The sequence below is a fragment of the Sphingomonas sp. CFBP 13706 genome, assembly GCF_014842355.1.
GTDB classification, from domain to species: Bacteria; Pseudomonadota; Alphaproteobacteria; order Sphingomonadales; family Sphingomonadaceae; genus Sphingomonas; species Sphingomonas aerolata.
The window spans coordinates 203326-227231 of the sequence record NZ_JACYVM010000004.1 but is presented as its reverse complement, the minus strand read 5'-3'; the positions used below and the strand labels follow the sequence as shown (position 1 = coordinate 227231).

24 protein-coding genes are annotated in these 23906 nt (G+C 65.3%); 12 read left to right on the top strand and 12 right to left on the bottom strand.

Annotation, left to right across the window (positions count from 1 at the left end; all coding sequences use genetic code 11):
* Positions 1-55 precede the first annotated feature (55 nt).
* Positions 56-880 (top strand): alpha/beta fold hydrolase, encoded by an 825-nt coding sequence (locus tag IFS44_RS09925; protein WP_056405548.1) that lies wholly within the window; start codon positions 56-58, stop codon positions 878-880.
* A gap of 96 nt (positions 881-976) precedes the next feature.
* Here IFS44_RS09925 and IFS44_RS09920 read toward each other — a convergent pair whose 3' ends face one another.
* Positions 977-1309, bottom strand: a complete 333-nt coding sequence (locus IFS44_RS09920) for an FtsB family cell division protein (protein WP_042466854.1) — start codon at positions 1307-1309, stop codon at positions 977-979.
* Positions 1310-1332: 23 nt separating this feature from the next.
* Positions 1333-2613, bottom strand: a complete 1281-nt coding sequence (gene eno / locus IFS44_RS09915) for a phosphopyruvate hydratase (protein WP_031393148.1) — start codon at positions 2611-2613, stop codon at positions 1333-1335.
* A 153-nt stretch (positions 2614-2766) separates the two neighbouring features.
* Here eno and IFS44_RS09910 point away from each other — a divergent pair, with 153 nt between their 5' ends.
* From IFS44_RS09910 to IFS44_RS09890, 5 genes are all read left to right on the top strand, one after another.
* Positions 2767-3276, top strand: a complete 510-nt coding sequence (locus IFS44_RS09910) for a hypothetical protein (protein WP_031393149.1) — start codon at positions 2767-2769, stop codon at positions 3274-3276.
* Between the two features lie 4 nt (positions 3277-3280).
* On the top strand, positions 3281-3634 hold the full coding sequence (locus tag IFS44_RS09905) for a phage holin family protein (RefSeq protein ID WP_244650131.1): 354 nt from the start codon (positions 3281-3283) through the stop codon (positions 3632-3634).
* Complete coding sequence (locus IFS44_RS09900) at positions 3631-3903, top strand: hypothetical protein (protein ID WP_052149343.1); 273 nt, start codon at positions 3631-3633, stop codon at positions 3901-3903. Before IFS44_RS09905 ends, IFS44_RS09900 begins: the two co-directional genes overlap by 4 nt.
* Positions 3904-3970: 67 nt before the next feature.
* Positions 3971-4438, top strand: a complete 468-nt coding sequence (locus IFS44_RS09895) for a hypothetical protein (RefSeq protein ID WP_042466851.1) — start codon at positions 3971-3973, stop codon at positions 4436-4438.
* Between the two features lie 80 nt (positions 4439-4518).
* Positions 4519-4749, top strand: coding sequence for a DUF4170 domain-containing protein (locus IFS44_RS09890; protein ID WP_031440187.1), 231 nt, complete (start codon positions 4519-4521; stop codon positions 4747-4749).
* Between the two features lie 313 nt (positions 4750-5062).
* Here the strand turns inward: IFS44_RS09890 and IFS44_RS09885 are convergent, their stop codons facing one another.
* The 5 genes from IFS44_RS09885 to carA all read right to left on the bottom strand — a co-directional run bounded on the left by IFS44_RS09885 (position 5063) and on the right by carA (position 11112).
* Positions 5063-5713 carry a rhomboid family intramembrane serine protease gene (locus IFS44_RS09885; RefSeq protein WP_031440186.1) on the bottom strand — a complete coding sequence of 217 codons (651 nt, stop codon included), beginning with the start codon at positions 5711-5713 and terminating at the stop codon, positions 5063-5065.
* Between the two features lie 5 nt (positions 5714-5718).
* Entirely contained in the window at positions 5719-6195 is a 477-nt protein-coding gene (gene greA, locus IFS44_RS09880; RefSeq protein ID WP_031394601.1) for a transcription elongation factor GreA, read from the bottom strand.
* A gap of 73 nt (positions 6196-6268) precedes the next feature.
* Entirely contained in the window at positions 6269-9601 is a 3333-nt protein-coding gene (gene carB / locus IFS44_RS09875) for a carbamoyl-phosphate synthase large subunit (protein WP_192098328.1), read from the bottom strand.
* Positions 9602-9850: a hypothetical protein gene (locus IFS44_RS09870; RefSeq protein WP_192098327.1), complete on the bottom strand. Its 249-nt coding sequence runs from the start codon at positions 9848-9850 to the stop codon at positions 9602-9604.
* Positions 9847-11112, bottom strand: a complete 1266-nt coding sequence (carA, locus tag IFS44_RS09865) for a glutamine-hydrolyzing carbamoyl-phosphate synthase small subunit (protein ID WP_192098326.1) — start codon at positions 11110-11112, stop codon at positions 9847-9849. The genes IFS44_RS09870 and carA overlap by 4 nt, the downstream gene beginning before the upstream one ends.
* Before the next feature lie 140 nt (positions 11113-11252).
* Between carA and IFS44_RS09860 the strand changes: the two genes are divergently transcribed.
* The 5 genes from IFS44_RS09860 (at position 11253) to IFS44_RS09840 (ending at position 18030) form a co-directional block, all read left to right on the top strand.
* Positions 11253-11705: a GatB/YqeY domain-containing protein gene (locus tag IFS44_RS09860; protein WP_192098325.1), complete on the top strand. Its 453-nt coding sequence runs from the start codon at positions 11253-11255 to the stop codon at positions 11703-11705.
* 237 nt (positions 11706-11942) lie between these two features.
* Positions 11943-13805: a DNA primase gene (dnaG, locus tag IFS44_RS09855; protein ID WP_192098324.1), complete on the top strand. Its 1863-nt coding sequence runs from the start codon at positions 11943-11945 to the stop codon at positions 13803-13805.
* The gene (gene rpoD / locus IFS44_RS09850) at positions 13805-15832 is read left to right on the top strand and encodes an RNA polymerase sigma factor RpoD (protein ID WP_183935330.1); all 2028 of its coding nucleotides are present in this window, start codon (positions 13805-13807) and stop codon (positions 15830-15832) included. The genes dnaG and rpoD overlap by 1 nt, the downstream gene beginning before the upstream one ends.
* A gap of 535 nt (positions 15833-16367) precedes the next feature.
* Positions 16368-17300, top strand: coding sequence for an STM4504/CBY_0614 family protein (locus tag IFS44_RS09845; RefSeq protein ID WP_192098323.1), 933 nt, complete (start codon positions 16368-16370; stop codon positions 17298-17300).
* A 187-nt stretch (positions 17301-17487) separates the two neighbouring features.
* Positions 17488-18030 (top strand): pseudouridine synthase, encoded by a 543-nt coding sequence (locus IFS44_RS09840; protein WP_192098322.1) that lies wholly within the window; start codon positions 17488-17490, stop codon positions 18028-18030.
* 474 nt (positions 18031-18504) lie between these two features.
* Here IFS44_RS09840 and rplS read toward each other — a convergent pair whose 3' ends face one another.
* On the bottom strand, positions 18505-18897 hold the full coding sequence (gene rplS / locus IFS44_RS09835; protein ID WP_031395442.1) for a 50S ribosomal protein L19: 393 nt from the start codon (positions 18895-18897) through the stop codon (positions 18505-18507).
* A gap of 2 nt (positions 18898-18899) precedes the next feature.
* Positions 18900-19625, bottom strand: coding sequence for a tRNA (guanosine(37)-N1)-methyltransferase TrmD (gene trmD / locus IFS44_RS09830; RefSeq protein ID WP_192098435.1), 726 nt, complete (start codon positions 19623-19625; stop codon positions 18900-18902).
* A 363-nt stretch (positions 19626-19988) separates the two neighbouring features.
* On the opposite strand from trmD, the gene IFS44_RS09825 reads away from it, so the two are divergent.
* On the top strand, positions 19989-20894 hold the full coding sequence (locus IFS44_RS09825; RefSeq protein ID WP_192098434.1) for an NAD(P)/FAD-dependent oxidoreductase: 906 nt from the start codon (positions 19989-19991) through the stop codon (positions 20892-20894).
* A gap of 77 nt (positions 20895-20971) precedes the next feature.
* Here the strand turns inward: IFS44_RS09825 and rimM are convergent, their stop codons facing one another.
* From rimM to ffh, 3 genes are all read right to left on the bottom strand, one after another.
* A complete protein-coding gene (gene rimM / locus IFS44_RS09820) occupies positions 20972-21514 on the bottom strand; it encodes a ribosome maturation factor RimM (protein WP_192098321.1) in 543 nt (180 codons plus the stop codon).
* A gap of 210 nt (positions 21515-21724) precedes the next feature.
* Positions 21725-22141, bottom strand: a complete 417-nt coding sequence (rpsP, locus tag IFS44_RS09815) for a 30S ribosomal protein S16 (protein ID WP_192098320.1) — start codon at positions 22139-22141, stop codon at positions 21725-21727.
* 66 nt (positions 22142-22207) lie between these two features.
* Positions 22208-23737 carry a signal recognition particle protein gene (ffh, locus tag IFS44_RS09810; protein WP_166747666.1) on the bottom strand — a complete coding sequence of 510 codons (1530 nt, stop codon included), beginning with the start codon at positions 23735-23737 and terminating at the stop codon, positions 22208-22210.
* Between the last annotated feature and the right edge of the window lie 169 nt (positions 23738-23906).

The following is a 23906-nucleotide window of genomic DNA, read 5'->3' as shown; positions in this document are numbered from 1 at the left end:
GCCAATAGCCCGGACCGTTGACGTAAGGACCTTGGCGACAACCCCGGAGATTGACATGCCCTTCATTAAAACCCGAGACGGCACAGACATTTACGTCAAGGACTGGGGCAGCGGGCGGCCCGTCATCCTGACGCACGGCTGGCCACTAAACGCCGACAGCTGGGATGCGCAGGCGATGGCGCTGGCCGAAGCGGGCTTCCGCGCGATCGCCTATGACCGCCGCGGCTTCGGCCGGTCGGGCCAGCCCTGGTCGGGCTATGACTATGACACGCTGACCGACGATCTTGCCGATGTCATGGCCGCGACCGGCGCGACCGAGGATGCGACGCTGGTCGGCTTCTCGATGGGCGGCGGCGAGGTCGCCCGCTACATGAGCCGCCACGACGGCAAGGGCGTGATCGCCGCCGGGCTGATCGCCTCGGTCGTGCCCTATATGCTCAAGACCGACGACAATCCGCACGGCGTCCCCGAAGCGACGCTCGCGAGCATCGGCGCCGGGATCAAGGAGGATCGCCCCGCCTTCTTCCGCACCTTCCTGCAGCAGTTCCTGGGGGTCGGGTTCATCACCTCGCCGGTCAGCGACGAGATGGTCGACTGGGTCTGGGGTCTGGCGATGCAGGCCGGGTTGCGTCCGACGCTCGCCTGTGCCGAGTCGTTCGGCCATACCGACTTCCGCGCCGATCTCGCCGCCTTCCGCGTGCCGACGCTGATCGTCCACGGCACCGCCGACAAGACCGTCCCGATCGACGCCACCGGCCGCGCCGCAGCCAAGGGCATCGCGGGTTCGCAGCTGGTCGAATATGACGGCGCCCCGCACGGGCTGACGCTCACCGAGAGCGACCGCTTCACGCAGGACCTGCTGCGCTTCCTCGGCCGGTAACCCCAACCGTCATCCTGACGAAAGTCAGGATCCAGAGCCGCTGGCGGATCCGTCCGTGGCTCTGGATCCTGGATCAGGTCCAGGATGACGGCCCGGTCAGTTCCCCAGCGGCACGATCACCTCGTCCGGGTGCGCGACGTTCAGCTCCTTGCGGACCATCTCGTCGACCATGTCCGGATTGGCGTGATCCGGGTTGAGCAGCGCCACCCGGTTCTTGAGCACCTCGCGCTTGCGGTCGAGCACGGCATAGTCGCGCTCCCGCTTCGCCAGCTGCCGCTTGTAGTCGCCATACGCGAACATCCCGTTCGGCCCGAGCACGGCATAGGCGCCGAAGAACGCCATCAGCGTCAGCCCCAGCGCAGGCCAGGCGGCCTTGCGCATCGTCCGCCGCAATTTGGTGCTCTTCGTCGTGCTCGTTGTGCGCGCCATGGGGTCCTCCGGGTCTTAGCCTATCAGCCGCCGATCAGGATGTCGCGACCCGCATAGCGCGCCGCGTCGCCCAGCTCTTCCTCGATCCGGATCAGCTGGTTGTACTTGGCGAGCCGGTCCGACCGCGCAAGGCTGCCCGTCTTGATCTGCCCGCAATTGGTCGCGACCGCGAGGTCGGCGATCGTCGAATCCTCGGTCTCGCCCGAGCGATGCGACATGACCGCGGTGTACTTGGCGCGCTGTGCCATCGACACGGCTTCCAGCGTCTCGGTCAGCGTGCCGATCTGGTTGACCTTCACCAGCAGCGAGTTGGCATAGCCGCCCTCGATCCCGCGCTTCAGCCGCTTCGGGTTGGTGACGAACAGATCGTCGCCGACCAGCTGGACCTTGTCGCCGATCAGGTCGGTGAGCGTCTTCCAGCCCTCCCAGTCGTCCTCGCCCATGCCGTCCTCGATCGAGAAGATCGGATAGCGGCGCGTCAGGTCGGCCAGATACTCGGCCATCTCGGCGCTCTCGAGGATCTTCCCCTCGCCCGAAATGTCATACTTGCCGTTCTTGTAGAACTCGGTCGCGGCGCAATCGAGCGCGAGCATCACGTCCTCGCCGGGCTTGTAGCCGGCCTTCTCGATGCTCGACATGATAAAGTCGAGCGCCTCGGTCGTGCTGCCGATGTTCGGCGCGAAACCGCCCTCGTCGCCAACGCTGGTCGACAGGCCCTTCGCGCTCAGGCCCTTCTTCAGCGTGTGGAAGATCTCCGAACCACAGCGCACCGCCTCGAGGATGTTCGACGCGCCGACCGGCACGATCATGAATTCCTGGAAATCGATCGGGTTGTCGGCATGCTCGCCGCCGTTGATGATGTTCATCATCGGCACCGGCAGCAGATGCGCCTGGACGCCGCCGACATAGCGGTACAGCGGCAGGCCGCGCGCTTCGGCGGCCGCCTTGGCCGCGGCCAGGCTGACGCCCAGGATCGCGTTCGCGCCGAGCCGTGCCTTGTTCTCGGTGCCGTCGAGCTCGATCATCGCGCGGTCGAGATCCGACTGGTCCTCCGCGTCCATGCCCAGCACCGTGTCGGTGATCTCGTCATTGACCGCGTCGACCGCGCTGTCGACGCCCTTGCCGCCCCAGCGCGTGGCGTCGCCGTCGCGCTTCTCGACCGCCTCATGCGCACCGGTCGAGGCGCCCGACGGCACCGCGGCGCGGCCGAAGCTGCCATCCTCGAGCAGGACGTCGACCTCGATCGTCGGATTGCCCCGGCTATCGAGGATCTGGCGGGCGTGAATGTCGATGATTGCGGTCACGTAACGATACTCCTACAAATCCCCAAGCTGGTCGATCGCCCGGGACGTTCGCGCTGCCTCTACCGCCTCGCGTCATATCGGGCAATCGGGCCGACTAGGGGAACCGTGCCTGCGCACCGGTGTTGAGGGCGTAGCATTTCGAAAGGGACGACCATGGCCGATACCGACGCACAGCCGATGACCACAGGCGATGTCGCCGCCGCCGGCACTGCCACCATCGCAGAGCCGCTGAAGGGCGGCGTCACGCGGCTCGACGACGCCGCTGACACCACCGGCACCAAGGCGACCGAGGCCAAGCAGGTGATCAAGGACAATGCCAGCAAATATGGCCAGCAGGCCGCCGACAAGGCGCGCCTGTTCGCCGAGGACGGCAAGGCCCGCGCCGGCACCGCGCTCGAGCAGGTCGCACAGCTGCTGACCGACGCCGCCGCGCAGGTCGATGACAAGCTCGGCGCGCAATATGGCGGCTATGCCCGCAGCGCCGCGGACAGCGTCTCGGGCTTCGCCGAGCAGGTCCGTAGCAAGGACATCGACGCGCTGGTCGACGACGTCACCGCGCTCGTCCGCAAGTCGCCCGCCGTTGCAGTCGGTGCGGCCGCGGCCCTCGGCTTCGTCGTAGCACGACTGGTCCAGTCGGGCATCGATGCAAACCCGAAGGACTGACGTCTTGGCGGATCCCATCCCCTTGGCGCTCGATGGTGAGGAAAGCCTGACCGCGGTCGTCGGCCGTCTGGCCGGCGAGACGCGCGCGCTCGCGACCGCGGAAATTGCGGTGTACAAGGCAAAGTTCGGCGAGACGGCAACGGCGTACAAATCGGCGGCGATGTTCTTCGCCATTGCCGGGGTGTTGGCGCTGGCCGCGTTGATCGCACTTCTGGTCGGTGCGATCTTGACGCTGGCGACGCTGGTGGGGCCAGGATGGGCGACGGCCATCGTCGTCCTTGTCGTGCTGGCGATTGCCGGCGCGCTCGCGATGGTCGGCAAGTCGAAGCTTAAGCCCGAAAGCGAGCCCGCCACATGACATCCGCCAAAGTCGCCGCCGCAGAGATCGAAGCGGCCCTCGCCCGCCAGCGCGTCATGATGACGATCGGGCAGTTGCAGGACCGCCTCAATCCGCGTCGGCTGGCGCTCAACGCGAGCCGCGACGTCGCCGATGTCGGCACCGCCGCGCTCAATGCCAGTGTCGAGACGGTACGCCGCAACCCCGGTCCCGCCGCGGGTGCCGCGGCGGTAGCGGGACTGTTTCTCGCCCGTCACCGTATCGTCGGACTGTTTCGCCGCGGGCGCTGATCGCGCCCCAACCATATTGTCCCGGCCGCGTCCCGATGGCGCCGCCGGAAATCAGAAGGACCGTCCCATGACCGACGCCCACACCAAGATCGAAAACGCCGAACATCGTCTGCGCGAGGGTCTCGACACCGTCCGCGACACCGCCGCAAAGGTCTATCACGACGCCGGCGACAAGGCCGCCGAGGCGCTCGACGCTTCAAAGGAAACCGCACGTCGCACCGTCAACAGCCTCGAATCCAACCCGCTCGGCATTCTCGTCGGCGGTCTGGTCGTTGGTGCGCTCGCGGGTGTGCTGATCCCGCGCTCGGCGCGTGAGAAGTCGTTGCTCGCGCCGCTCGGCAAGCGTCTCGGCGAGACCGCGATCGCCGCCACCGCCGCCGCAAAGGCTGCCGGCCAGTCGGAGCTCGGCGAACTCGGCCTGACCAAGGACAATGCCCGTGGCCAGGCCAAGGGCCTCGTTGAGGGAATCGTCAAGGCGCTGACCACCGCGGGTACCGCAGGTGCGAAGGCCGTTTCGCAAAAGACCCCCGGCTAAAGGACCGGTCCGCAAAGGGTTCAAAGCGCGGGTCGAACACGCTAGGGCGTCTGCAACCCCCATTCCAAGGACAGCAGCGCATGAGCAAGCTTCATCTCGTATTCGGCGGCCGCGTCAGCGACCCGCGCACCCTGGATTTCAACGACCTCAGCAAGATCGAGTTCGTCGGTGTGTTTCCCGATTATGCCAGTGCCGAAAAGGCCTGGCGTGCTGCAGCGCAGCGCACGGTCGACGATGCCGAAATGAAGTTCGTCGTCGTGCATCTCCACCGCATGCTCGAACCGAACCTGACGACTAACCCGACGGCGTAACACGCCGCGCGGCGACAAGGCGGCTCGGACCGCGGTCGGCACCCGGTGCCCGACCGCCCACCGCCTCAACCCGCTATGGCTGGCGCAAGACGTCCGTCCCCCTCCCGTCATCCCGACGAAAGTCGGGACCCAGAGCCGCAAACGCCATCCGGCGTCACCTGCCTGCCGGCTCGTCTCCACCCCCGTCATCCTGACGAAAGTCAGGATCCAGAGCCACAGGCGACATGGCCGGCAACCCTGGATCCTGACTTTCGTCAGGATGACGCGCGTGTTTGAGACGACTGCAACACGTGAACCGCCGGCACTAAGCCCCTCAGGCCGTCCGGTACCGCCACAGCAACAACGGCCGCGCGAGCACCAGCCCTGCCAGAAACCCGCCGATATGCGCGCCGACCGCGATCGAGCCATTGGCCCCGACCGACGCGCCGAATCCCGCGACCCCCATCATCAGCTGGATGCCGATCCACGCCGCGGCCAGCCACAGCACGTGCACGACACCCGCCGGCACCGGACCGATCGCGCGCGCGCGTCGCTCACCATAGAGCAGCGCATAGGCGCCCACGACCGCGGAGATCGCGCCGCTGGCGCCGACCATCGGCGCGATCGATCGCGGATCGAGCACCCATTGACCGGCGGCTGCGAAATACGCACCGACGATGTAGAGGACGACGATCTGCGCGGTGCCGATCGCCCGCTCGACGAACTGGCCGCAATAGACCAGCATGACGAGGTTGAGCGCGAGATGCGCCCAGCCGCCATGGAGCAGCGCCGCGGTCAGCGGCGTCGCCCAGGCGGGGATCGCGAAGTCGTGACCGCCCGCCATGCCGAGCTCGGTCAGCCGGAGCGGGATGAAGCCCGCATTCACCACCCAATAGGGCAGCGCGCCGGTCACCAGCAAAAGCCCCGAGATCACGACCGTCACGATCGTGATGATCGCCGTCGCCCGCGTCTCGAAAAATGTCATGATGCCTAGATGAACTCGATCTTGGAGACGACGTAATAGCGCTCGCCGGCGGGCACCGTGACCTCGACCTCTTCGTCGAGCTTGCGCCCGATCAGCCCGCGACCCAGCGGCGAGTTGTACGAGATCCGGCCGGTCTTGGCGTTCGCCTCGGTCTGGCCGACGATCTGGTACTTCACCGGCTTGTCGTTCTCGTCGAGCAGCGTGACGGTCGCGCCGAACACGACCTTGTCGCCCGAAAGCTCCTTGGGGTCGATGATCTGCGCGCGGCTCAGCTTGTCCTCGATGTCCGAGATCGATGCCTCGACCTGACCCTGACGCTCCTTGGCGGCGTGATATTCGGCGTTCTCCGACAGGTCGCCATGCGCCCGCGCTTCCTCGATCGCATCGACGATCGTCGGGCGTTCGGCCTTGAGGCGCTTCAGATCCGCCGACAGCGTCTCATAGCCCTCTTGCAGCATTGGCATCTTTTCGACGGTCGCCATATCTCGTCCCCAATTCATTACCCAACGCAAGCCGTTACGCGGCCCGCTCACACATCACGCTCTCATGTCGGGATCAGTTGTGCGACTGCGAATAATAGGATTGCAAGGGCCGTACTTCAAGGCTGTGCGTCGAAAGCTTCGCGATCGCCTTGGCCGCCTCGAGCGAGGCGGGCGCGGTTGTGAAGTAGGGAATCCGCTGGCCGAGCGCGGACGCACGGATCGGCTGCGAGTCCTTCAGGCTCTGCCACCCCTCGGTCGTGTTGAAGATCAGCGCGATGTCGCCGTCCTTGATCCGGTCGACGATATGCGGCCGCCCCTGCGCGACCTTGTTGACCGTCTCCACCGGCACCCCGGCGCGGGCGAGATGCTCCGCAGTGCCCCCGGTCGCGACGATCGAGAAGCCGGTGTCGACCAGTGCCTTGACCGCCTCGACGATCATCGCCTTGTCGCTGTCCTTCACGCTGACGAAGACGCTCCCCTTGGTCGGCAGGATCGTCCCCGCGCCGAGCTGCGCCTTGGCGAAGGCGATCGTGAAATCGGGATCGATTCCCATGACTTCGCCGGTGGACTTCATCTCGGGTGACAGCACGGGATCGACGCCGGGGAACTTGTTGAAGGGGAACACCGCCTCCTTCACCGCATAATAATCGATATGCCGGTCGATCTTGGGCAGGTCCTTCAGCTGCTCGCCCGCCATCACCCGCGCGGCGATCTTGGCGATCGGCGCGCCGATCGCCTTGGCGACGAACGGCACGGTGCGCGACGCGCGCGGATTGACCTCGATGAGGTAGACCAGCCCGTCCTTCACCGCGAACTGGATGTTCATCAGCCCGACCACCGACAGCGCATGCGCAAGCGCCACCGTCTGCCGCTCGATCTCGGCGACGATCTCCGCCGACAGCGAATAAGGCGGGATCGAGCAGGCGCTGTCGCCCGAATGGACGCCCGCCTCCTCGATATGCTGCAACACGCCCGCGACGACGACATCGGTCCCGTCGCAGATCGCGTCGACATCGACCTCGATCGCATCGCGCAGATACTGGTCGATCAGCACCGGCGAGTCGCCCGACACCTGCACCGCGGTCGCGATGTAATGCTCGAGCTGCCCCAGCGTGTCGACGATCTCCATCGCCCGCCCGCCAAGCACATAGCTCGGCCGCATCAGCACCGGATAACCGATCCGCTCGGCCGCCGCGACCGCCTCGTCGCGGCTGCGCGCAAGGCCATTGGCGGGCTGGCGAAGCCCCAGCTTGGTGATCAGCGCCGCGAACCGCTCGCGGTCCTCCGCCAGATCGATCGCGTCGGGCGTCGTCCCCAGGATCGGGATCCCGGCGGCTTCCAGCGCGCGCGCGAGGTTCAGCGGGGTCTGCCCGCCGAACTGCACGATCACGCCGACCAGCTCGCCCTTCGACGCCTCGACATGCAGGATCTCGAGCACGTCCTCGGCGGTCAGCGGCTCGAAATACAGCCGGTCGCTGGTGTCGTAATCGGTCGACACGGTCTCCGGATTGCAGTTGACCATGATCGTCTCATAGCCCGCATCGGCAAGCGCGAAGCATGCATGGCAGCAGCAGTAATCGAACTCGATCCCCTGCCCGATCCGGTTCGGCCCACCGCCGAGAATGACGATCTTCTTCCGGTCGGTCGGCGCCGACTCGTTCTCGGGCTCGCCAAAGCTCGGCGCCTCGTAGGTCGAGTACATGTACGGCGTCTTGGCGTCGAATTCCGCCGCGCAGGTATCGATCCGCTTGAACACCGGCCGCACGCCGAGCTTCAGGCGATGCTGGCGCACCTCCTCCTCGGTCACGCCGCCGGTCATCGCCTTGACGACCTCATGGATCAGCCCCGACCCGCGCGCGATCCCGCGGTTCATCCCGCGCAGATTGGCGGATTGCAGCGCGAGCCAGGCGAGCCTTTTGTCGCTGAACCCCATGCTCTTCAAGCGGCGCATGCCCTGTGCGTCGATCGGCAGCCCGTCCTTCATCACCTCGGCCTCGGCCGCGATGATCTCGGCGATCCGCTCGAGGAACCACGGATCGTACTTCGCGATCGCGTGCACCTCGGCGACGGTGAAGCCCTCGCGCAACGCCTGTGCGGCGACCAGCAGCCGGTCGGGGGTCGCGACGGCCAGCGCCGCCTCGATCTCCGCGCGCGGCGCGCCGACCAGATGGTCAACCTGGTTGAAGCCCGACAGCCCGGTCTCGAGCCCGCGCAGCGCCTTCTGCATCGATTCATGGATGTTGCGGCCGATCGCCATCACCTCGCCGACCGACTTCATCGCGGTGCCGAGCGTGCTCGACGCACCCTTGAACTTCTCGAACGCGAAGCGCGGGATCTTGGTGACGACGTAATCGATCGTCGGCTCGAAGCTCGCGGGCGTCGCGCCGGTGATGTCGTTCTCGATCTCGTCGAGCGTGTAGCCGACCGCGAGCTTGGCCGCGACCTTGGCGATCGGGAAGCCCGTCGCCTTCGACGCCAGCGCCGACGAGCGCGACACGCGCGGGTTCATCTCGATGACGACGAGCCGGCCGTCCTTCGGATTGACTGCGAACTGAACGTTCGAACCGCCTGTTTCGACACCGATTTCCCGCAGCACCGCGATCGATGCGTTGCGCATGATCTGGTATTCCTTGTCGGTCAGCGTCAACGCCGGCGCGACCGTGATCGAGTCGCCGGTATGGACGCCCATCGGATCGACATTCTCGATCGAGCAGATGATGATCGCGTTGTCCTTGCGGTCGCGCACCACCTCCATCTCGTACTCTTTCCAGCCGAGCAGCGATTCCTCGATCAGCACCTCGGTGGTCGGCGACAGGTCGAGCCCGTTGCGGACGATCGCGATGAACTCCTCGCGATTATACGCGATGCCGCCGCCCGATCCGCCCATCGTGAAGCTCGGCCGGATGATCGACGGAAGCCCCGTCTTTTCAAGCCCTTCCAGCGCTTCCTCGACAGTATGTGCGATCGCCGAGCGCGCGCTTTCCAGCCCGATCCGGTCCATCGCGTCGCGGAACTTCAGCCGGTCCTCCGCCATGTCGATCGCATCGGCATCCGCACCGATCATCGTCACGCCGAACTTCTCGAGCGTACCGTCATGGAACAGCGCGAGCGCGGTATTGAGCGCGGTCTGCCCGCCCATCGTCGGCAGGATCGCGTCAGGCCGCTCCTTCTCGATGATCTTGGCGACGATCGCGGGCGTGATCGGCTCGACATAGGTCGCGTCGGCCAGCTCGGGATCGGTCATGATCGTCGCGGGGTTCGAATTGACGAGGACGATCCGGTAACCCTCCTCCTTCAACGCCTTGATCGCCTGCGTGCCCGAATAATCGAACTCGCACGCCTGGCCGATGACGATGGGTCCTGCGCCGATGACGAGGATCGAGGTGATGTCGGTGCGTTTTGGCATTTACTTCGATTCCGTTGGCGGCTCGGAAATATACCCGAGCATGATGCGGCGGTCTGTATTCCTAGAAAGGTAACATCTGCCCGCTTTGGTGAGCTTGCCGACCGGGCCGGCTTTCACCAATGCGCGCGTTGTATGATAGCTTTCGAGTGAGATCTGACACGTCTGGGCGATTTGTTCATCGCTCTGTCCCTTCTGCGCGCAAGCCGACTGGCTGACGACCAGGCTCGCAAGGAACAGCAGCAGCTTCATAGCATTCCCACAAACCGCTCGAACAGATACAGACTGTCCTGCGGCCCTGGGCTCGCTTCCGGATGATACTGCACCGAGAAGGCCGGCTTGTCGGTCAGCTCGAGCCCCGCATTCGACCCGTCGAACAGCGACACGTGAGTCTCGCGAACGTTGGCCGGCAGGCTGTCGCGCTCGACCGAGAAGCCGTGGTTCATGCTGGTGATCTCGACCGCGCCGTCAGACAGGCGCTTGACCGGATGGTTGGCGCCGCGGTGGCCCTGGAACATCTTGGTCGTGGTCGCGCCGACCGCGAGGCCGAGCAGCTGATGGCCCAGACAGATGCCGAACAGCGGCTTGCCCGTCTCGAGCAGCTCGCGGATCACCGGCACGGCATATTCGGCCGTAGCGGCGGGATCGCCGGGGCCGTTCGACAGAAAGATGCCGTCGGGGGCGAGCGCCATCACCTCGTCATAGGTCGCGGTGGCGGGCACGACGGACACCTTAGCCCCCGCCGCGACGAGGTTGCGGAAGATGTTGCGCTTCGACCCGTAATCGATCGCGACGACATGCGGGCGGGCCGCGCTCGCGACGGGGGCATCGCCTTCGCCCGGCGCGAACGGTTGGGGCGACGCATCCCCTTCCCCGTTCGTGCTGAGCGCAGTCGAAGCACCGCTCTCCCCATAGCCAAACCCCAGCCGCCACGTGCCGCCCGGCGCCTGATCCCCCCAGCCATAATGCATCTCGGTCGACACGCCCTTGGCGAGGTCCATGCCCTCGAGGCCCGGCCAGCCCCGCGCCATCGCCAGCAGCGCGGCGACGTCGAATTCGCCGCTCGCCGAATGCGCGATCACGCCGTTGGGCGCGCCGCCGACGCGGATCCGCCGCGTCAGCGCGCGCGTGTCGATCCCCGACAGGCCGATCCGCGCATGCCGCTTCATCCAGCCGTCGAGGCCCTCGACCGCGCGAAAACTCGACGGCTGGGTCACATCCTCGCGGACGATGATGCCCAGCGCGTGTGGGTCGTCCGCCTCGATATCGTCGGGGTTCGCGCCGACATTGCCGATATGCGGGAAGGTGAAGCAGATCATCTGCCCGGCAAAGGACGGATCGGTCAGCACCTCCTGGTAGCCGGTCATCGCGGTGTGGAAGCACACCTCGCCGACCGCCTCGCCCTCGGCGCCGAACCCGCGCCCCCAGATCACGTCGCCATTGGCAAGCACGAGCACGCCGGTCGCGCCGGCGGGCTTTGCCGAAGACATGGGTGTAGGCTGGGCGTCGGCCATCAGGCTGGGCACTCTCTTTACGTTGACGATGTCGCTAAGTGGTGTCCGCTAAGGCCGGCGTGCCGCAGCGTCAATCTGTTAAACCTTGGCTCGACGCGCTATCGCGTCCGGCTATCCCGAACCGCCTGAAAGACCCGTATATGATTCGCGACGACATCAAGGCCGCGCAGCTCACCGCGATGAAGGCCGGCGACAAGGAGAGCCGCAACGCCATCTCGTTGATCCAGGCCGCAATCAAGAACCGCGACATCGAGGCGCGCACCGGCAAGGCGCCCGAAAGCGACGACGCGCTGGTGATCGAAGTGCTCCAGAAGATGGTGAAGCAGCGTCGCGAGTCGATCGAAATGTTTTCGAACGGCGGCCGCCAGGAACTCGCCGACGCCGAGGCCGCCGAGGTCGCGGTGATCGAACGCTTCCTGCCCGCCCAGATGAACGAGGCGGAGACGACGGCCGCGATCCTGACGATCAAGGACGAACTCGGCGCGACCGGCATGAAGGACATGGGCCGCGTCATGGCCGAACTGAAGGCGCGTCATGCGAGCGAGCTGGACATGAGCAAGGCGAGCGGCCTGGTAAAGGCGGCGCTGTCTTAAGAAGATTTTTTCGCGCGGAGGCGCGGAGGCGCGGAGGTGTTGCGCTCGCCGGGAGCGGGCGCGCACCACTATCGCCGCGCAGCGGCAGGCTGGATCGACATTTGCGCTGACGCGCAGCATTAGCCCTGAACGCCACACCTCCGCGCCTCCGCGCCTCCGCGCGAACAAACCCTGCTTCTTCTCCTCTTCGGATTGCAGGTATCACCCCAACAGTGATACCAAGCTATACTCGCGCGCATGGCCCTGACCCCGCAATTTCTGGACGAGCTGCGCGGCCGTACGTCGCTGTCGGCGCTGATCGGCAAGACCACCAAGCTCACCAAGGCCGGGCGTGAGCACAAGGGCTGCTGCCCGTTCCATAACGAGAAGACGCCCAGCTTCTACGTCAACGACGACAAGGGCTTCTACCACTGCTTCGGCTGTTCCGCGCATGGCGACGCGATCAAGTGGATGACCGACCAGCGCGGCCTGCCGTTCATGGACGCGGTCAAGGAGCTCGCCCAGGCGGCCGGGCTCGACATGCCCGCGATGGACCGCCAGTCCGCCGCCAAGGCCGAACGCGCCAAGGGCCTGCACGAGGTCATGTCCGACGCCGCGGACTGGTTCGTCGAGCAGCTGAACGGCCTCGCGGGCAACGACGCGCGCGCACTCCTCGACCGCCGCGGCATCACCCCCGAGACCGCGCGCGCATTCGGCATGGGGTTCGCCCCCGACAGCCGCGGCAAGCTCAAGGCCGCGCTCAAGACCTACGGCGACCCGATGCTCGTCGAATCGGGCATGCTGATCAACGTCGAGGGCAAGGACCCGTACGACCGGTTCCGCGGCCGGCTGATGATCCCGATCCGCGATCCGCGCGGCCGGACGATCGCGTTCGGCGGGCGCGTGCTCGACGGCGGCGAGCCCAAATATCTCAACTCCCCCGACACCCCGCTCTTCGACAAGGGCCGCACGCTCTACAATCTGGACCGCGCCGCCCCCGCGTCGCGCAAGTCGGGCCGCGTGCTGGTGGTCGAGGGCTATATGGACGTCATCGCGCTCGCCCAGGCAGGCTTTGGCGAAGCGGTCGCCCCGCTCGGCACCGCGCTGACCGAGGCACAGCTCGAACGGCTGTGGCGGATGGTCGACGTCCCCCTCCTCTGCTTCGACGGCGATTCTGCAGGCCAGAAGGCCGCGCTCAGGGCCGCCCACCGCGCGCTCCCCCTGCTCGCCCCCGGCCGCAGCCTCGCCTTCGTCACGCTCCCGCAAGGCCAGGACCCCGACGACCTCGTCCGCTCAGGCGGCCCCGGCGCGTTCGAGGCGCTGCTGAAGGCCCCCGAGCCACTCGTCGACCGCCTCTGGGCGTCCGAAGTCGCCGCCGAGGCCCTCGACACCCCCGAACAGCGCGCCGGCCTCAAGCGCCGCCTCCACGAGCTTGCCGAGGGCATCGGCGATCCGTCGGTGAAGCAGGAATATCAGTCCGAGTTCAAGGACCGCTTCTACAAGCATTTCAAACCCGTCCGCGCGCCCTTCGTCCCCCGCGGCGAACGCCCCAAGGGCGGGTGGAAGCCGCCTTCCGCGCCGGTCACCGAAGACGCAAAGGCCTTCCTCGCCACCGGAATCGACCGCGTGCTCGCAAAAGCGGTACTCGCCGGGCTGATCCGCCATCCGGTCGAGATCGCCCGCCACATGGAGGTGCTGGGCCCGCTGCAACTCATCGACGGCGCGCTCGGCCGGCTGTTCGAGGCGGTCGTCGATGTTGCACTTGAGGACCAGAAGCTTGATAGCGGCCGCTTGCTCACCATATTGGCGAGGTCCGGTTTCAATTCAGTCGCGAGTGACCTGTTGCGAGCCGATACGATGCCCTACTCGTTCACGCAGACCACGGCCGATCCCGCCCGCGTCCGCGCCGACCTAGACGAGGCGATCGCGATCATGGTCGCGCGTCCCGAGGTCGATGCGGCGCTGAAACAGGCGACCGCGGCGATGCAGACGCACTTCACCGAAGAGGCGTTCGAACGACAAGTGGCAATGGTAAGAGAGAAACAGGCGTTGGAAGTCCGACTTGCAAATCTTGTACAGTCGAACGAAGACGCCCGAGCGTTGGGTACCGAGGGCGATTGATGGCTAAGGCGAACATGGCGGAACCCGCCGAGACGAACGACACCGGCGATGCGCCACTGATCGACATGAACGATGCGTCGATCAAGAAGGTCATCGCGCGCGCCAAGAAGCGTGGCTACATCACCTATGATCAGCTCAACGAGGCCTTGCCGCAGGGCGAGATGTCGTCCGACCAGATCGAGGACATCAGCGCCGCGCTGAGCGAGATGGGCATCAACATCGTCGACAACGACGAAGCCGGCGAGGAAGGCGAGGCCGAGCCCGCCAAGGACGACGACGACGAGCCCGAGGCCGCCGACGCCGAAGCCGACACAGGCCCCGCGATCGAGAAGAAGAAGGAGACCGTTGATCGCACCGACGATCCGGTCCGCATGTATCTTCGCGAGATGGGCGCGGTCGAGCTGCTCAGCCGCGAGGGCGAGATCGCGATCGCCAAGCGGATCGAGGCGGGTCGCGACACGATGATCCTGGGTCTGTGCGAATCGCCGATCACCTTCAACGCGATCATCGACTGGTCGACCGCGCTGAACGAAGGCACGATGCAGCTGCGCGAGATCATGGATCTCGACGCGATGCTCTCCAAGGACCCCGCGCCCGAGGCGATGACCGAGGACGGCGAGGCCGACGACGGCGAGATCAGCGAGAAGAACGCCGGCCCCTCGTTCAAGGAAGAGGCCGAGCCCGAAGAGCCGTCCGCCGACGAGGACGAGGACGGCGAGCGCCGCGCCCCGCGCGCGTCGGACGACGAGGAGGAGGACAACACCCTCAGCCTCGCGCAGATGGAGGAACAGCTCAAGCCGATCGCGCTCGAGCGCTTCGCCAACATCACCGCGCTCTACAAGAAGTTCAGCAAGATCCAGCAAGCCCGCGTCGACGCGATGGGCATCGGCGGCGATTTCTCCGCGGCCGACGAGCGCAAGTATCAGAAGCTGCGCGAGGAGCTGACGGCCGAGGTCGAGAGCGTCCAGTTCCACAACGCCAAGATCGAATATCTCGTCGATCAGCTCTATGCCTATAACCGCCGCCTGACCGCGCTGGGCGGTCAGATGCTGCGCCTCGCCGAGCGCCACAAGGTGCCGCGCAAGGACTTCCTCGATCGCTATATCGGTCACGAGATCGACGAGAACTGGCTGGCGACGGTCAACAAGGTCGACAAGAAGTGGACCGCGTTCGTCGCCAACGAGAGCGAGGCGGTCGAGCGCATCCGCGCCGAGATCGCCGACATCACGCAGCAGACCGGCATGGCGCTCACCGAGTTCCGCCGGATCGTCAACATGGTCCAGAAGGGCGAGCGCGAGGCGCGTATCGCCAAGAAGGAAATGGTCGAGGCGAACCTGCGTCTCGTGATCTCGATCGCCAAGAAATACACGAACCGCGGGCTTCAGTTCCTGGATCTCATCCAGGAGGGCAATATCGGCCTGATGAAGGCGGTCGACAAGTTCGAGTATCGCCGCGGCTACAAGTTCAGCACCTATGCGACCTGGTGGATCCGCCAGGCGATCACCCGCTCGATCGCCGACCAGGCCCGCACGATCCGCATCCCGGTCCACATGATCGAGACGATCAACAAGCTGGTCCGCACCAGCCGCCAGTTCCTCCACGAGCAGGGCCGCGAGCCCACGCCCGAGGAAATGGCCGAGCGCCTCTCCATGCCGCTCGAGAAGGTCCGCAAGGTGATGAAGATCGCCAAGGAGCCGATCAGCCTCGAAACGCCGATCGGCGACGAGGAGGATTCGCATCTCGGCGACTTCATCGAGGACAAGAACGCGATCATCCCCGTCGATGCCGCGATCCAGGCCAACCTCAAGGAAACCGTCACGCGCGTGCTGGCGAGCCTCACCCCGCGTGAGGAACGCGTGCTGCGCATGCGCTTCGGCATCGGCATGAACACCGATCACACGCTCGAGGAAGTCGGCCAGCAGTTCAGCGTCACCCGCGAGCGCATCCGCCAGATCGAGGCGAAGGCGCTGCGCAAGCTGAAGCATCCGAGCCGCAGCCGGAAAATGCGGAGCTTCCTCGACCAGTAAGGGTTGCGGAATGTCTGATCGAACGAACGGGCCGCGGTGGAAACACCGCGGCCTTTTTCGTTATCATACCGGCGTCAGTGCGAGACAGCATCGGCTCCGATATCCCCCGAACAACGACGAGCCGGCGCTCGCAAGACACCATGCCCTCCCCTGTTCTCCCGCGAAGGCGGGAGCCCAGTCTGGATCCCCGCCTTCGCGGGGAAACACGTCTTATGTGTCCGAAAGGGATAGCCGCCTAAAGCATTCGCACTAGTTTTGCGTGAGGTTATCGCCACCCTCGCCCCGCCGGCGCTTCTCACAGCCTCGTTAGGCCATTCTGGACAGTGTCGATGGTGGATCGTTTGGCGACTGCGACACGTCATGCAGGGATGGAGAACCACGCGCGATAATGCAAGTCGCGCTAGGCGTGACATCATCGCCTGAGGCTGGGACCGGGCATACGGCGTAGACGAGGCTCAGAACTGTTTGAATTGCCCTCTCACATATCTATATAAATCCAGGCTTTAGGGGTTCGAGCCCAATGAGAGGGGTCTTAGTGGCAAGATTTGACTTATTGAGTAAACGTGGATCTGACATTGCAAAAGCCGGTCAGTCCGATGTTTATCGCTACGACTTTGTCCCAGACACCTTTCGGGTGCAGTTGCTGAATATCGCAAATAAAGCATTCGGTGAAGATAGGCACTACCGTCAAGGTAGGGGGTATTTGAGTAATTCGAATTGGGTTTGGGTTGACGAGACCTTCTCCCATGAGAAGGGAATTAACCCGCTCGGGGGCAACGAGCATATGCCCGAGCAAATTCGGACAGCATTTAAGGCGGTAGGTCACGAAGACGCTCTTGACCTTGTAGAGATCATTTCATTTAAAATAAAAGAACATGATTATGAAGATGATCGGATCCGTAAACTTCGAGGCATAAGCGTCAAGGTTGTCACTCGAGCTGATGAGATAAACTATCGATTGCGTGAGGCTGGCATAGGCTATCAATTCGAGGGTAGCAATCTAACTCGTGTCGATAGTCAATTAGTGCATCAAGAGGTTGTCAAGCCTACACTAAACCTAATAGCTCGTACTGGTTTTGAGGGAGTTCAGGAAGAGTTTCTCAGTGCTCATTCACATTATCGCTCGGGCAAGAACAAGGAGGCAGTAGCGCTCGCTGCAAATGCGGTTGAGAGTACCTTCAAAGCCATCTTTGATATGAAACAGTGGGCTTATAATAAGAACCCAAGGATCAGTGATTTAGTAAAGGTTGCTAGAAATAATAAGCTCTGGCCTGATTACCTCGATACAAACTTTGATCAGCTAACGGCTACCCTCCAATCAGGCCTTCCGCAAATTAGAGATAAAGCAGCGGCTCATGGTCAGGGCGCAGTCCCAAACGAGGTGTCGTCTTACCTAGCTGCATATGCACTTCACCTCGCTGCGACCAATATCGTGTTTCTGATCTCGGCAGCGGACACGCTGGTTTAAGAGTGTTCACAAGGCCTTGCCTCGGCTAGTACAAAGGGAAACACAACGGTCCCAACGCCGAACTTAATACCCTTTGTTTTGCAGTGCTTACGGGGGTTTTAACCGATCCTCCTCGGCTCCACCGATACAGTATTGCGAAACGCCAACTGCGATCGAAACCCATCCGCAACCCCTCTAAAGCGCAGCCATGCCCCGCCTGATCCTCTTCAACAAACCTTACGACGTCCTGAGCCAGTTCACCGACGCGGGCTCGCCCACCCCGCGCGCGACGCTGTCGCAGTTCGTCGACGTGCCCGGTGTCTATCCGGCGGGGCGGCTGGATCGGGACAGCGAGGGGCTGTTGCTGCTGACCGACGACGGTCGCCTCCAGGCGCGGATCGCGGATCCGAAGTTCAAGCTGGCCAAGACCTATCTCGCGCAGGTCGAGGGCGAGGCGGGCGAGGCCGCGCTCGATGCCTTGCGCGACGGCGTCGTGCTGAAGGACGGCCCCACCCGCCCCGCCGAGGTCGAACGGATCGATGCGCCCGACCTCTGGCCGCGCGTGCCCCCGATCCGCGTGCGCGCGAGCATCCCCGATTGCTGGCTGAGGATCACGATCCGCGAAGGCCGCAACCGCCAGGTCCGCCGGATGACCGCCGCGATCGGCCACCCGACGCTGCGCCTCGTCCGCTGGAGCATCGGCGACTGGACCCTGGCGGATCTCGCCCCCGGCCGCTGGCGCGACGCCTGACCCGGCCCTGCGTCGCCCGCCTCAACACCACGGCCCACGATCCACACGGGCCGCCACCCCACCCACACCGTCATCCTGACGAACGTCAGGACCCAGGGTCACAAGCGCCGCCGACCCTCCCACGCCGTCATCCTGACGAACGTCAGGACCCAGGGTCACGAGGGCGGCCCTCCATGGCGCTCGTCATCGCCCCGCCCGCTGTAAAGAACGCTGCTGGCCAAAATGCCGCAAAAGGCGCAGCCTGCCCGCATGGCCTGGTCTGATCCAGCCTCGACTCGCACCCCCGCCTCTGCGGCCGCCGGGTCATGCCCGACAGGGGGTCGTCACCCCCGCGCGAAAAAACGCGTTATCGTCTCAACATTCGCAACATTCGCGGCCCTCGCCCCTGCTCTCGCCGGACGCCGGACGCCGCGCACGAAAAAGGGCGCGGGGACCATCGCCCCCGCGCCCTCGATCGCGTCTCGCAGGACCCGATTACTCGGCGGCTGCGGTGCCCTTGGCGGGGCGCATGTCGCGACGCTCGGCGATACGCGCTGCCTTGCCGGTGCGGCCACGCAGGTAATACAGCTTGGCGCGACGCACGGCGCCCTTGCGGACGACTTCGATCGAATCGACGTTCGGCGAGTAGAGCGGGAAGACGCGCTCGACGCCCTCGCCGAAGCTCATCTTGCGCACGGTGAAGTTGCTGCCCATGCCCTTGTTCGAGCGCGCGATGCACACGCCCTCATAGTTCTGAATACGGGTGCGCTCGCCTTCGACGACCTTCACGCCGACCTTCAGCGTATCGCCGGGGCGGAAATCGGGGATCGTCTTGTTGGCCAGGAACTTCGCGATGTTCTCGGCTTCGATCGTCTGCAACAGGTTCATAGTCAGTCCTCGTGTCGCCGCGCGCCAGAGGGCGACTGGACCCGAACGCCCTCATGGCGTTCCCAAAGGTCCGGTCGCCGTGACCGTGTATCGATCTCCGCGCGGCGTTTGCGCCATGCGTCGATCTTCGCATGATCCCCCGATCGCAGCACCTGCGGGATCGTGCGCCCTTCCCATATCTGAGGTCGGGTATAATGCGGATATTCGAGAAGCCCCGTTTCGAAGCTCTCGTCATCCCCACTAGAAGCCGCGCCCATTACGCCGGGCAGCAGCCGAATGCAAGCATCCAGCAGCACCAGCGCGCCCATCTCGCCGCCCGACAGGATATAGTCGCCGATCGACACCTCCTCGATGTCGCGCGCCTCGAACAGCCGCTCGTCGAACCCCTCGAACCGCCCGCACAGCACGGTGACGCCGGGGCCTGCTGCGAGCTCACGGACGCGCTCCTGCGTCAGCGGCCTGCCGCGCGGCGTCATCGCCAGCACCGGCCGCCCGTCCGCGACGCTGTCGATCGCCGCGGCGACCACGTCCGCGCGCAGCACCATGCCCGCGCCGCCGCCCGCCGGCGTATCGTCGACCGAGCGATGCTTGTCGGTCGCGAAATCGCGCAGCTGGACGGGCTCGCATGACCACCGCCCCTCCCCCAGCGCCCGCCCGGCCAGCGACGTGCCGAGCGGCCCGGGGAACATTTCGGGGTACAGCGTCACGATCGTCGCCGCCCAGGGCAGCTCACCCGCCGCCAGCCGCGCCAGCCGCGCCTCCTCCTGCGCCGCGGCGAGGACCTGGGGCACGACGTCGGCGGGGAATTCACACCCCCGCACCTTCAGCCATTTCAAACGTGCAAGAAAAGCGTCGGCGCTGTCCTCGACATACTCCGCCTCCACCCCGCACCGTTCGATGGCAGGCTCGGCGACCTGCGCGACATACCGGCGCACCCCGTCCGCGGTGTGCGACGCATAGGCGTGGAGATCGCCTTCCGACCAACGACAATAGCTCATGCCGCACGCCGCTATCACTCCCGCGCCCGGCTTGCGATAGCGATCGAGCGTTTCGCCACCGGAACGGATTCGCCGCGCCGCGCTTATAGCGGGATGGACGATTGCATCATCATCGGCGCCGGCCCCGCGGGCCTCACCGCGGCGATCTATCTCGCGCGGTTCCACCTCTCGATCCGGCTGTTCGACTGCGGCAGCAGCCGCGCCGCGCTGATCCCCTGCACGCACAACCACGCCGGCTACCCCGAAGGCATCCGCGGCACCGACCTCCTCGCCCGGATGTTGGCCCAGGCAGAGACCTATGGAGCGGTACGCGAGGCCGCGCGGGTCGATGCGATCGAGGTGGACGACGACGGCTTCACCATCCGCCTCGGCGACCGCCGCGCCCGCGCCCGCAGCGTCCTGTTGGCAACGGGCGTCGTCAACAACCGCCCCGCCATGCCCGACGCGCTCCATGACGAGGCCCTGGAGGCCGGGCTGCTCCGCTACTGCCCGATCTGCGACGGCTATGAGGTCACCGACAAGCGCGTCGGCGTGATCGGCACCGGCGACCACGGCATGCGCGAGGCGCTGTTCCTGCGCGGCTACACCGCCGACGTGACGCTGATCGCCCCGGACGGCGGCCATGATCTCGATCCCGCCTGCGAGGCGGCCCTCGACGACGCCGGCATCATCCGCGTCGGCGGCCCCTGCGGCAACTACGCGATCGAAGACAGCCGGTTCGCGCTCGACACGGTCGACGGGCGGCTGTCGTTCGACAGCGTCTATCCGGCGTTAGGCTCGGTCATCCGGTCGGAACTTGCCGTCGCCGCCGGCGCACGTGCGACGGACGAAGGCTGCCTCGAAGTCGACGACCACCAGCGCACCTCGATCCCCGGGTTGTTCGCGGCAGGTGATGTCGTGAAGGGGCTCGACCAGATCAGCCACGCGATGGGCGAAGCCGGCGTCGCCGCCACGACCATCCGCAACATGCTGTCGGAACAGCGCCCTATCCGGCGCTGACTTTGGATGCCTCACCGCGAAGGCGGGGCCCTAGACCGGGGCCCCGTCTTCGTGAGCGAGCAATAAGTTCGAAGGAACTATTCGGTAGCGAAGGACACCTCGACTACGAGTCGTTCCGCATCCCACTCTGGAACCGCCTCGACGCGCATCGGCACCATGAACCGCTTTGCCGTCGGCCGTTCGATCTCGATCACGTCGCCCGCACCGAAATTATCGATCGCGACAACGCGTCCGATCGCCTCGCCATCGGTCGAGACGACGGGGAGCCCGATCAGGTCGGTATGGTAATATTCGCCATCCTCGAGCGGCGGCAACGACGATCGCGGCACCGTCAATTCGGTCCCGCGCATCGCCTCCGCAGCGTTCCGATCGGCGACCTCGGCAAAGCGGGCAATCGTGCCGTTGTTGCCAAGGCGCGCCGACTTGAGCGTCAGCGTACCGTCGTTGAAACTCTTATAGCCCGACATGGTCTCGGCAAAGACCTTCAGCCGCACCTCGCCGCCGATGCCGTGCGCGCCGATCACGACGGCGAGCGTAACCTTATCCCTGCGCGGAGCCGGTGTCGGGTCCGGGGGTGTCGTCTGCGCCTTCTGCGGGATCGTCGGCGGAGACGCCTTCATTGCTGGCATCTTCGATGTCCTCGGGTGCGGGGGCTGTTCTGGGATCTGGATCGGGGGTCATCATGCGCTCCTTGTGGGTGATGGACCGACAAAGAACGCATGAACCGCCATTCGGGTGCGGGCGTGGCCCACACTCGAAACGCCATCCCCGTCAGACCGGGGATGACGCGAACAAGAGCGGCCGGGTATCACACCCGGCCGCTCCCGGTCTTATGCCTCGGTGGTTGCGGGCTCTTCAGCTGCGTCGGCAGCAGGTGCCGCCTTTGCAGCTGCTTCCGCCTCGGCAGCTTCAGCCGCCTTGGTCGCACGCTCTTCAGCGCGCTCGGTGGCCTTCTCGCCGGGCTTGCCCTTGTTCGGGTTGTTGCGTGCCGAACGCTCAAGAACGCCTGCTGCGTCGAGGAAGCGGGCGACGCGGTCGGTCGGCTGTGCGCCGACGCTCAGCCAATGCTTCGCGCGATCGGCGTCGAGCTGCACGCGCTGCTCGTTGTCCTTGGCGAGGAGCGGGTTGTAGTTGCCGATCTTCTCGATGAAGCGGCCATCACGCGGGCTGCGCGCATCGGCAACGACGATCTTGTAATAAGGACGCTTCTTGGAGCCGCCACGTGCGAGACGAATGTTGATTGCCATGATATTTTCCTTCGTTTTCTAATGTTTCGCCCGGCAAACGCCGGGGTAATGGGGTTGAGTAAGAGGTTATTTCTTCTTCAGAAAATCGTCGAAGCCCGCGGGCAGCTGCGGCATCTTCCCGCCCAGGCCCGGTAGGCCACCCCCGGAATTGCCCCCAGGGAGCCCACCTGCGCCGGCCTTGTTGAGCATATCGCCCATCTGCGGCCCGCCGATCGCGTTACCGATGCCGCCAAGACCGCCGCCCATGCCGCCCTTGCCAAGCATCGCCATCATGCCCTTCATGCCACCCATCTTCTTGATCTTCTTCATGGCGGTCGACATTTCGAGGTGCATCTTGAGCAGCTTGTTGACCTCCTGCACCGTGGTGCCGGAGCCCTTGGCGATACGGATCTTGCGCTTGGCGTTTATCAGCTCGGGCTTTGCGCGCTCCTTGATGGTCATCGAACCGATCATCGCATCCATGTGGACGAGAACTTTCTCACCGCCGACCGACGCAACCGCGCCCTGCGCCTTCTTCATGCCGGGGATCATCCCCGCCAGCGCACCGAGCCCGCCCATCCGCTGCATCTGCGCCAGCTGAGCCCGCAGGTCGTTCATGTCGAACTGACCCTTGGCCATCTTGGCCGCCATCCGCTCGGCGTCTTCGGCCTGAATCGACTCCGCGGCGCGCTCAACGAGGCTGACGACGTCGCCCATGCCAAGGATACGCCCGGCGACCCGCTCGGGATGGAACGCCTCGAGCGCATCGAGCTTCTCGCCGGTACCCGCAAACTTGATCGGCTTGCCGGTAACCGCACGCATCGACAGCGCAGCGCCGCCGCGCGCATCGCCGTCCATCCGGGTTAGCACGATACCCGTCAGCGGCACCTGGTCGGAGAAGTTCTGCGCGACGTTGACCGCATCCTGGCCGGTCAGCGAATCGACGACGAGAAGGATCTCGGCCGGGTTCGCGACGTCGGCGACCGCCTTCATCTCGTCCATCAGCGCCTGATCGACATGGAGGCGACCCGCGGTATCGAGCATCAGGACGTCGAAGCCCTGCAGCTTGGCCGCCTGCATCGCGCGCCGTGCGATATCGACCGGCTGCTGGCCGGTGACGATCGGCAAGGTCGCGACCGAAATCTGCGTGCCGAGCGTCGCGAGCTGTTCCTGCGCGTTCGGGCGATTGACGTCGAGCGACGCCATCAGCACCTTCTTGCGATCGCGCCCACCCGGCCCTGCCGACAGCCGCTTGGCGATCTTGGCGGTGGTGGTCGTCTTGCCCGAGCCCTGAAGCCCGACCATCATGATGATCGCGGGCGGCGTGACGCCCAGATCGAGCTCGGACGCATCCGCACCCAGCATCTCGACCAGCGCATCGCTGACGATCTTGACGACCTGCTGCCCCGGCGTGACCGAGCGCAGGACGTTCTGGCCGATCGCCTTCTCAGTCGCCTTCTCGACAAAGTCGCGCGCGACGGGCAGCGCGACGTCGGCTTCGAGCAGCGCGACGCGTACCTCGCGCATCGCCGCGCGCACGTCCGCTTCGGTCAGCGCACCCCGGCCGCGAAGGCGGTCGAAGACGCCGCCAAGACGATCGCTCAGGCTTTCGAACATCGAGACACTCCCAATCACCATTACCGAACACATGACGACGCCCAACGCAAAAGCGCCGGCGGGCGAAACCTCGCCGGCCAGCGTGCATCCTTGGATGCTCGTCACATGTGCCCCGTAACGGAACGTGGCGTGCTGCTTACGCGACCCGGGCCGCCGACGCAAGCGACCC

Coding starts and splice junctions, on each gene's coding strand:
- IFS44_RS09925 (WP_056405548.1), top strand. CDS start 56: ATGCCCTTCATTAAAACCCGAGACGGCACAGACATTTACGTCAAGGAC.
- IFS44_RS09920 (WP_042466854.1), bottom strand. CDS start 1,309: ATGGCGCGCACAACGAGCACGACGAAGAGCACCAAATTGCGGCGGACG.
- IFS44_RS09910 (WP_031393149.1), top strand. CDS start 2,767: ATGGCCGATACCGACGCACAGCCGATGACCACAGGCGATGTCGCCGCC.
- IFS44_RS09900 (WP_052149343.1), top strand. CDS start 3,631: ATGACATCCGCCAAAGTCGCCGCCGCAGAGATCGAAGCGGCCCTCGCC.
- IFS44_RS09895 (WP_042466851.1), top strand. CDS start 3,971: ATGACCGACGCCCACACCAAGATCGAAAACGCCGAACATCGTCTGCGC.
- IFS44_RS09890 (WP_031440187.1), top strand. CDS start 4,519: ATGAGCAAGCTTCATCTCGTATTCGGCGGCCGCGTCAGCGACCCGCGC.
- IFS44_RS09885 (WP_031440186.1), bottom strand. CDS start 5,713: ATGACATTTTTCGAGACGCGGGCGACGGCGATCATCACGATCGTGACG.
- greA (WP_031394601.1), bottom strand. CDS start 6,195: ATGGCGACCGTCGAAAAGATGCCAATGCTGCAAGAGGGCTATGAGACG.
- carB (WP_192098328.1), bottom strand. CDS start 9,601: ATGCCAAAACGCACCGACATCACCTCGATCCTCGTCATCGGCGCAGGA.
- IFS44_RS09870 (WP_192098327.1), bottom strand. CDS start 9,850: ATGAAGCTGCTGCTGTTCCTTGCGAGCCTGGTCGTCAGCCAGTCGGCT.
- carA (WP_192098326.1), bottom strand. CDS start 11,112: ATGGCCGACGCCCAGCCTACACCCATGTCTTCGGCAAAGCCCGCCGGC.
- IFS44_RS09860 (WP_192098325.1), top strand. CDS start 11,253: ATGATTCGCGACGACATCAAGGCCGCGCAGCTCACCGCGATGAAGGCC.
- dnaG (WP_192098324.1), top strand. CDS start 11,943: ATGGCCCTGACCCCGCAATTTCTGGACGAGCTGCGCGGCCGTACGTCG.
- rpoD (WP_183935330.1), top strand. CDS start 13,805: ATGGCTAAGGCGAACATGGCGGAACCCGCCGAGACGAACGACACCGGC.
- IFS44_RS09840 (WP_192098322.1), top strand. CDS start 17,488: ATGCCCCGCCTGATCCTCTTCAACAAACCTTACGACGTCCTGAGCCAG.
- rplS (WP_031395442.1), bottom strand. CDS start 18,897: ATGAACCTGTTGCAGACGATCGAAGCCGAGAACATCGCGAAGTTCCTG.
- IFS44_RS09825 (WP_192098434.1), top strand. CDS start 19,989: ATGGACGATTGCATCATCATCGGCGCCGGCCCCGCGGGCCTCACCGCG.
- rimM (WP_192098321.1), bottom strand. CDS start 21,514: ATGAAGGCGTCTCCGCCGACGATCCCGCAGAAGGCGCAGACGACACCC.
- rpsP (WP_192098320.1), bottom strand. CDS start 22,141: ATGGCAATCAACATTCGTCTCGCACGTGGCGGCTCCAAGAAGCGTCCT.
- ffh (WP_166747666.1), bottom strand. CDS start 23,737: ATGTTCGAAAGCCTGAGCGATCGTCTTGGCGGCGTCTTCGACCGCCTT.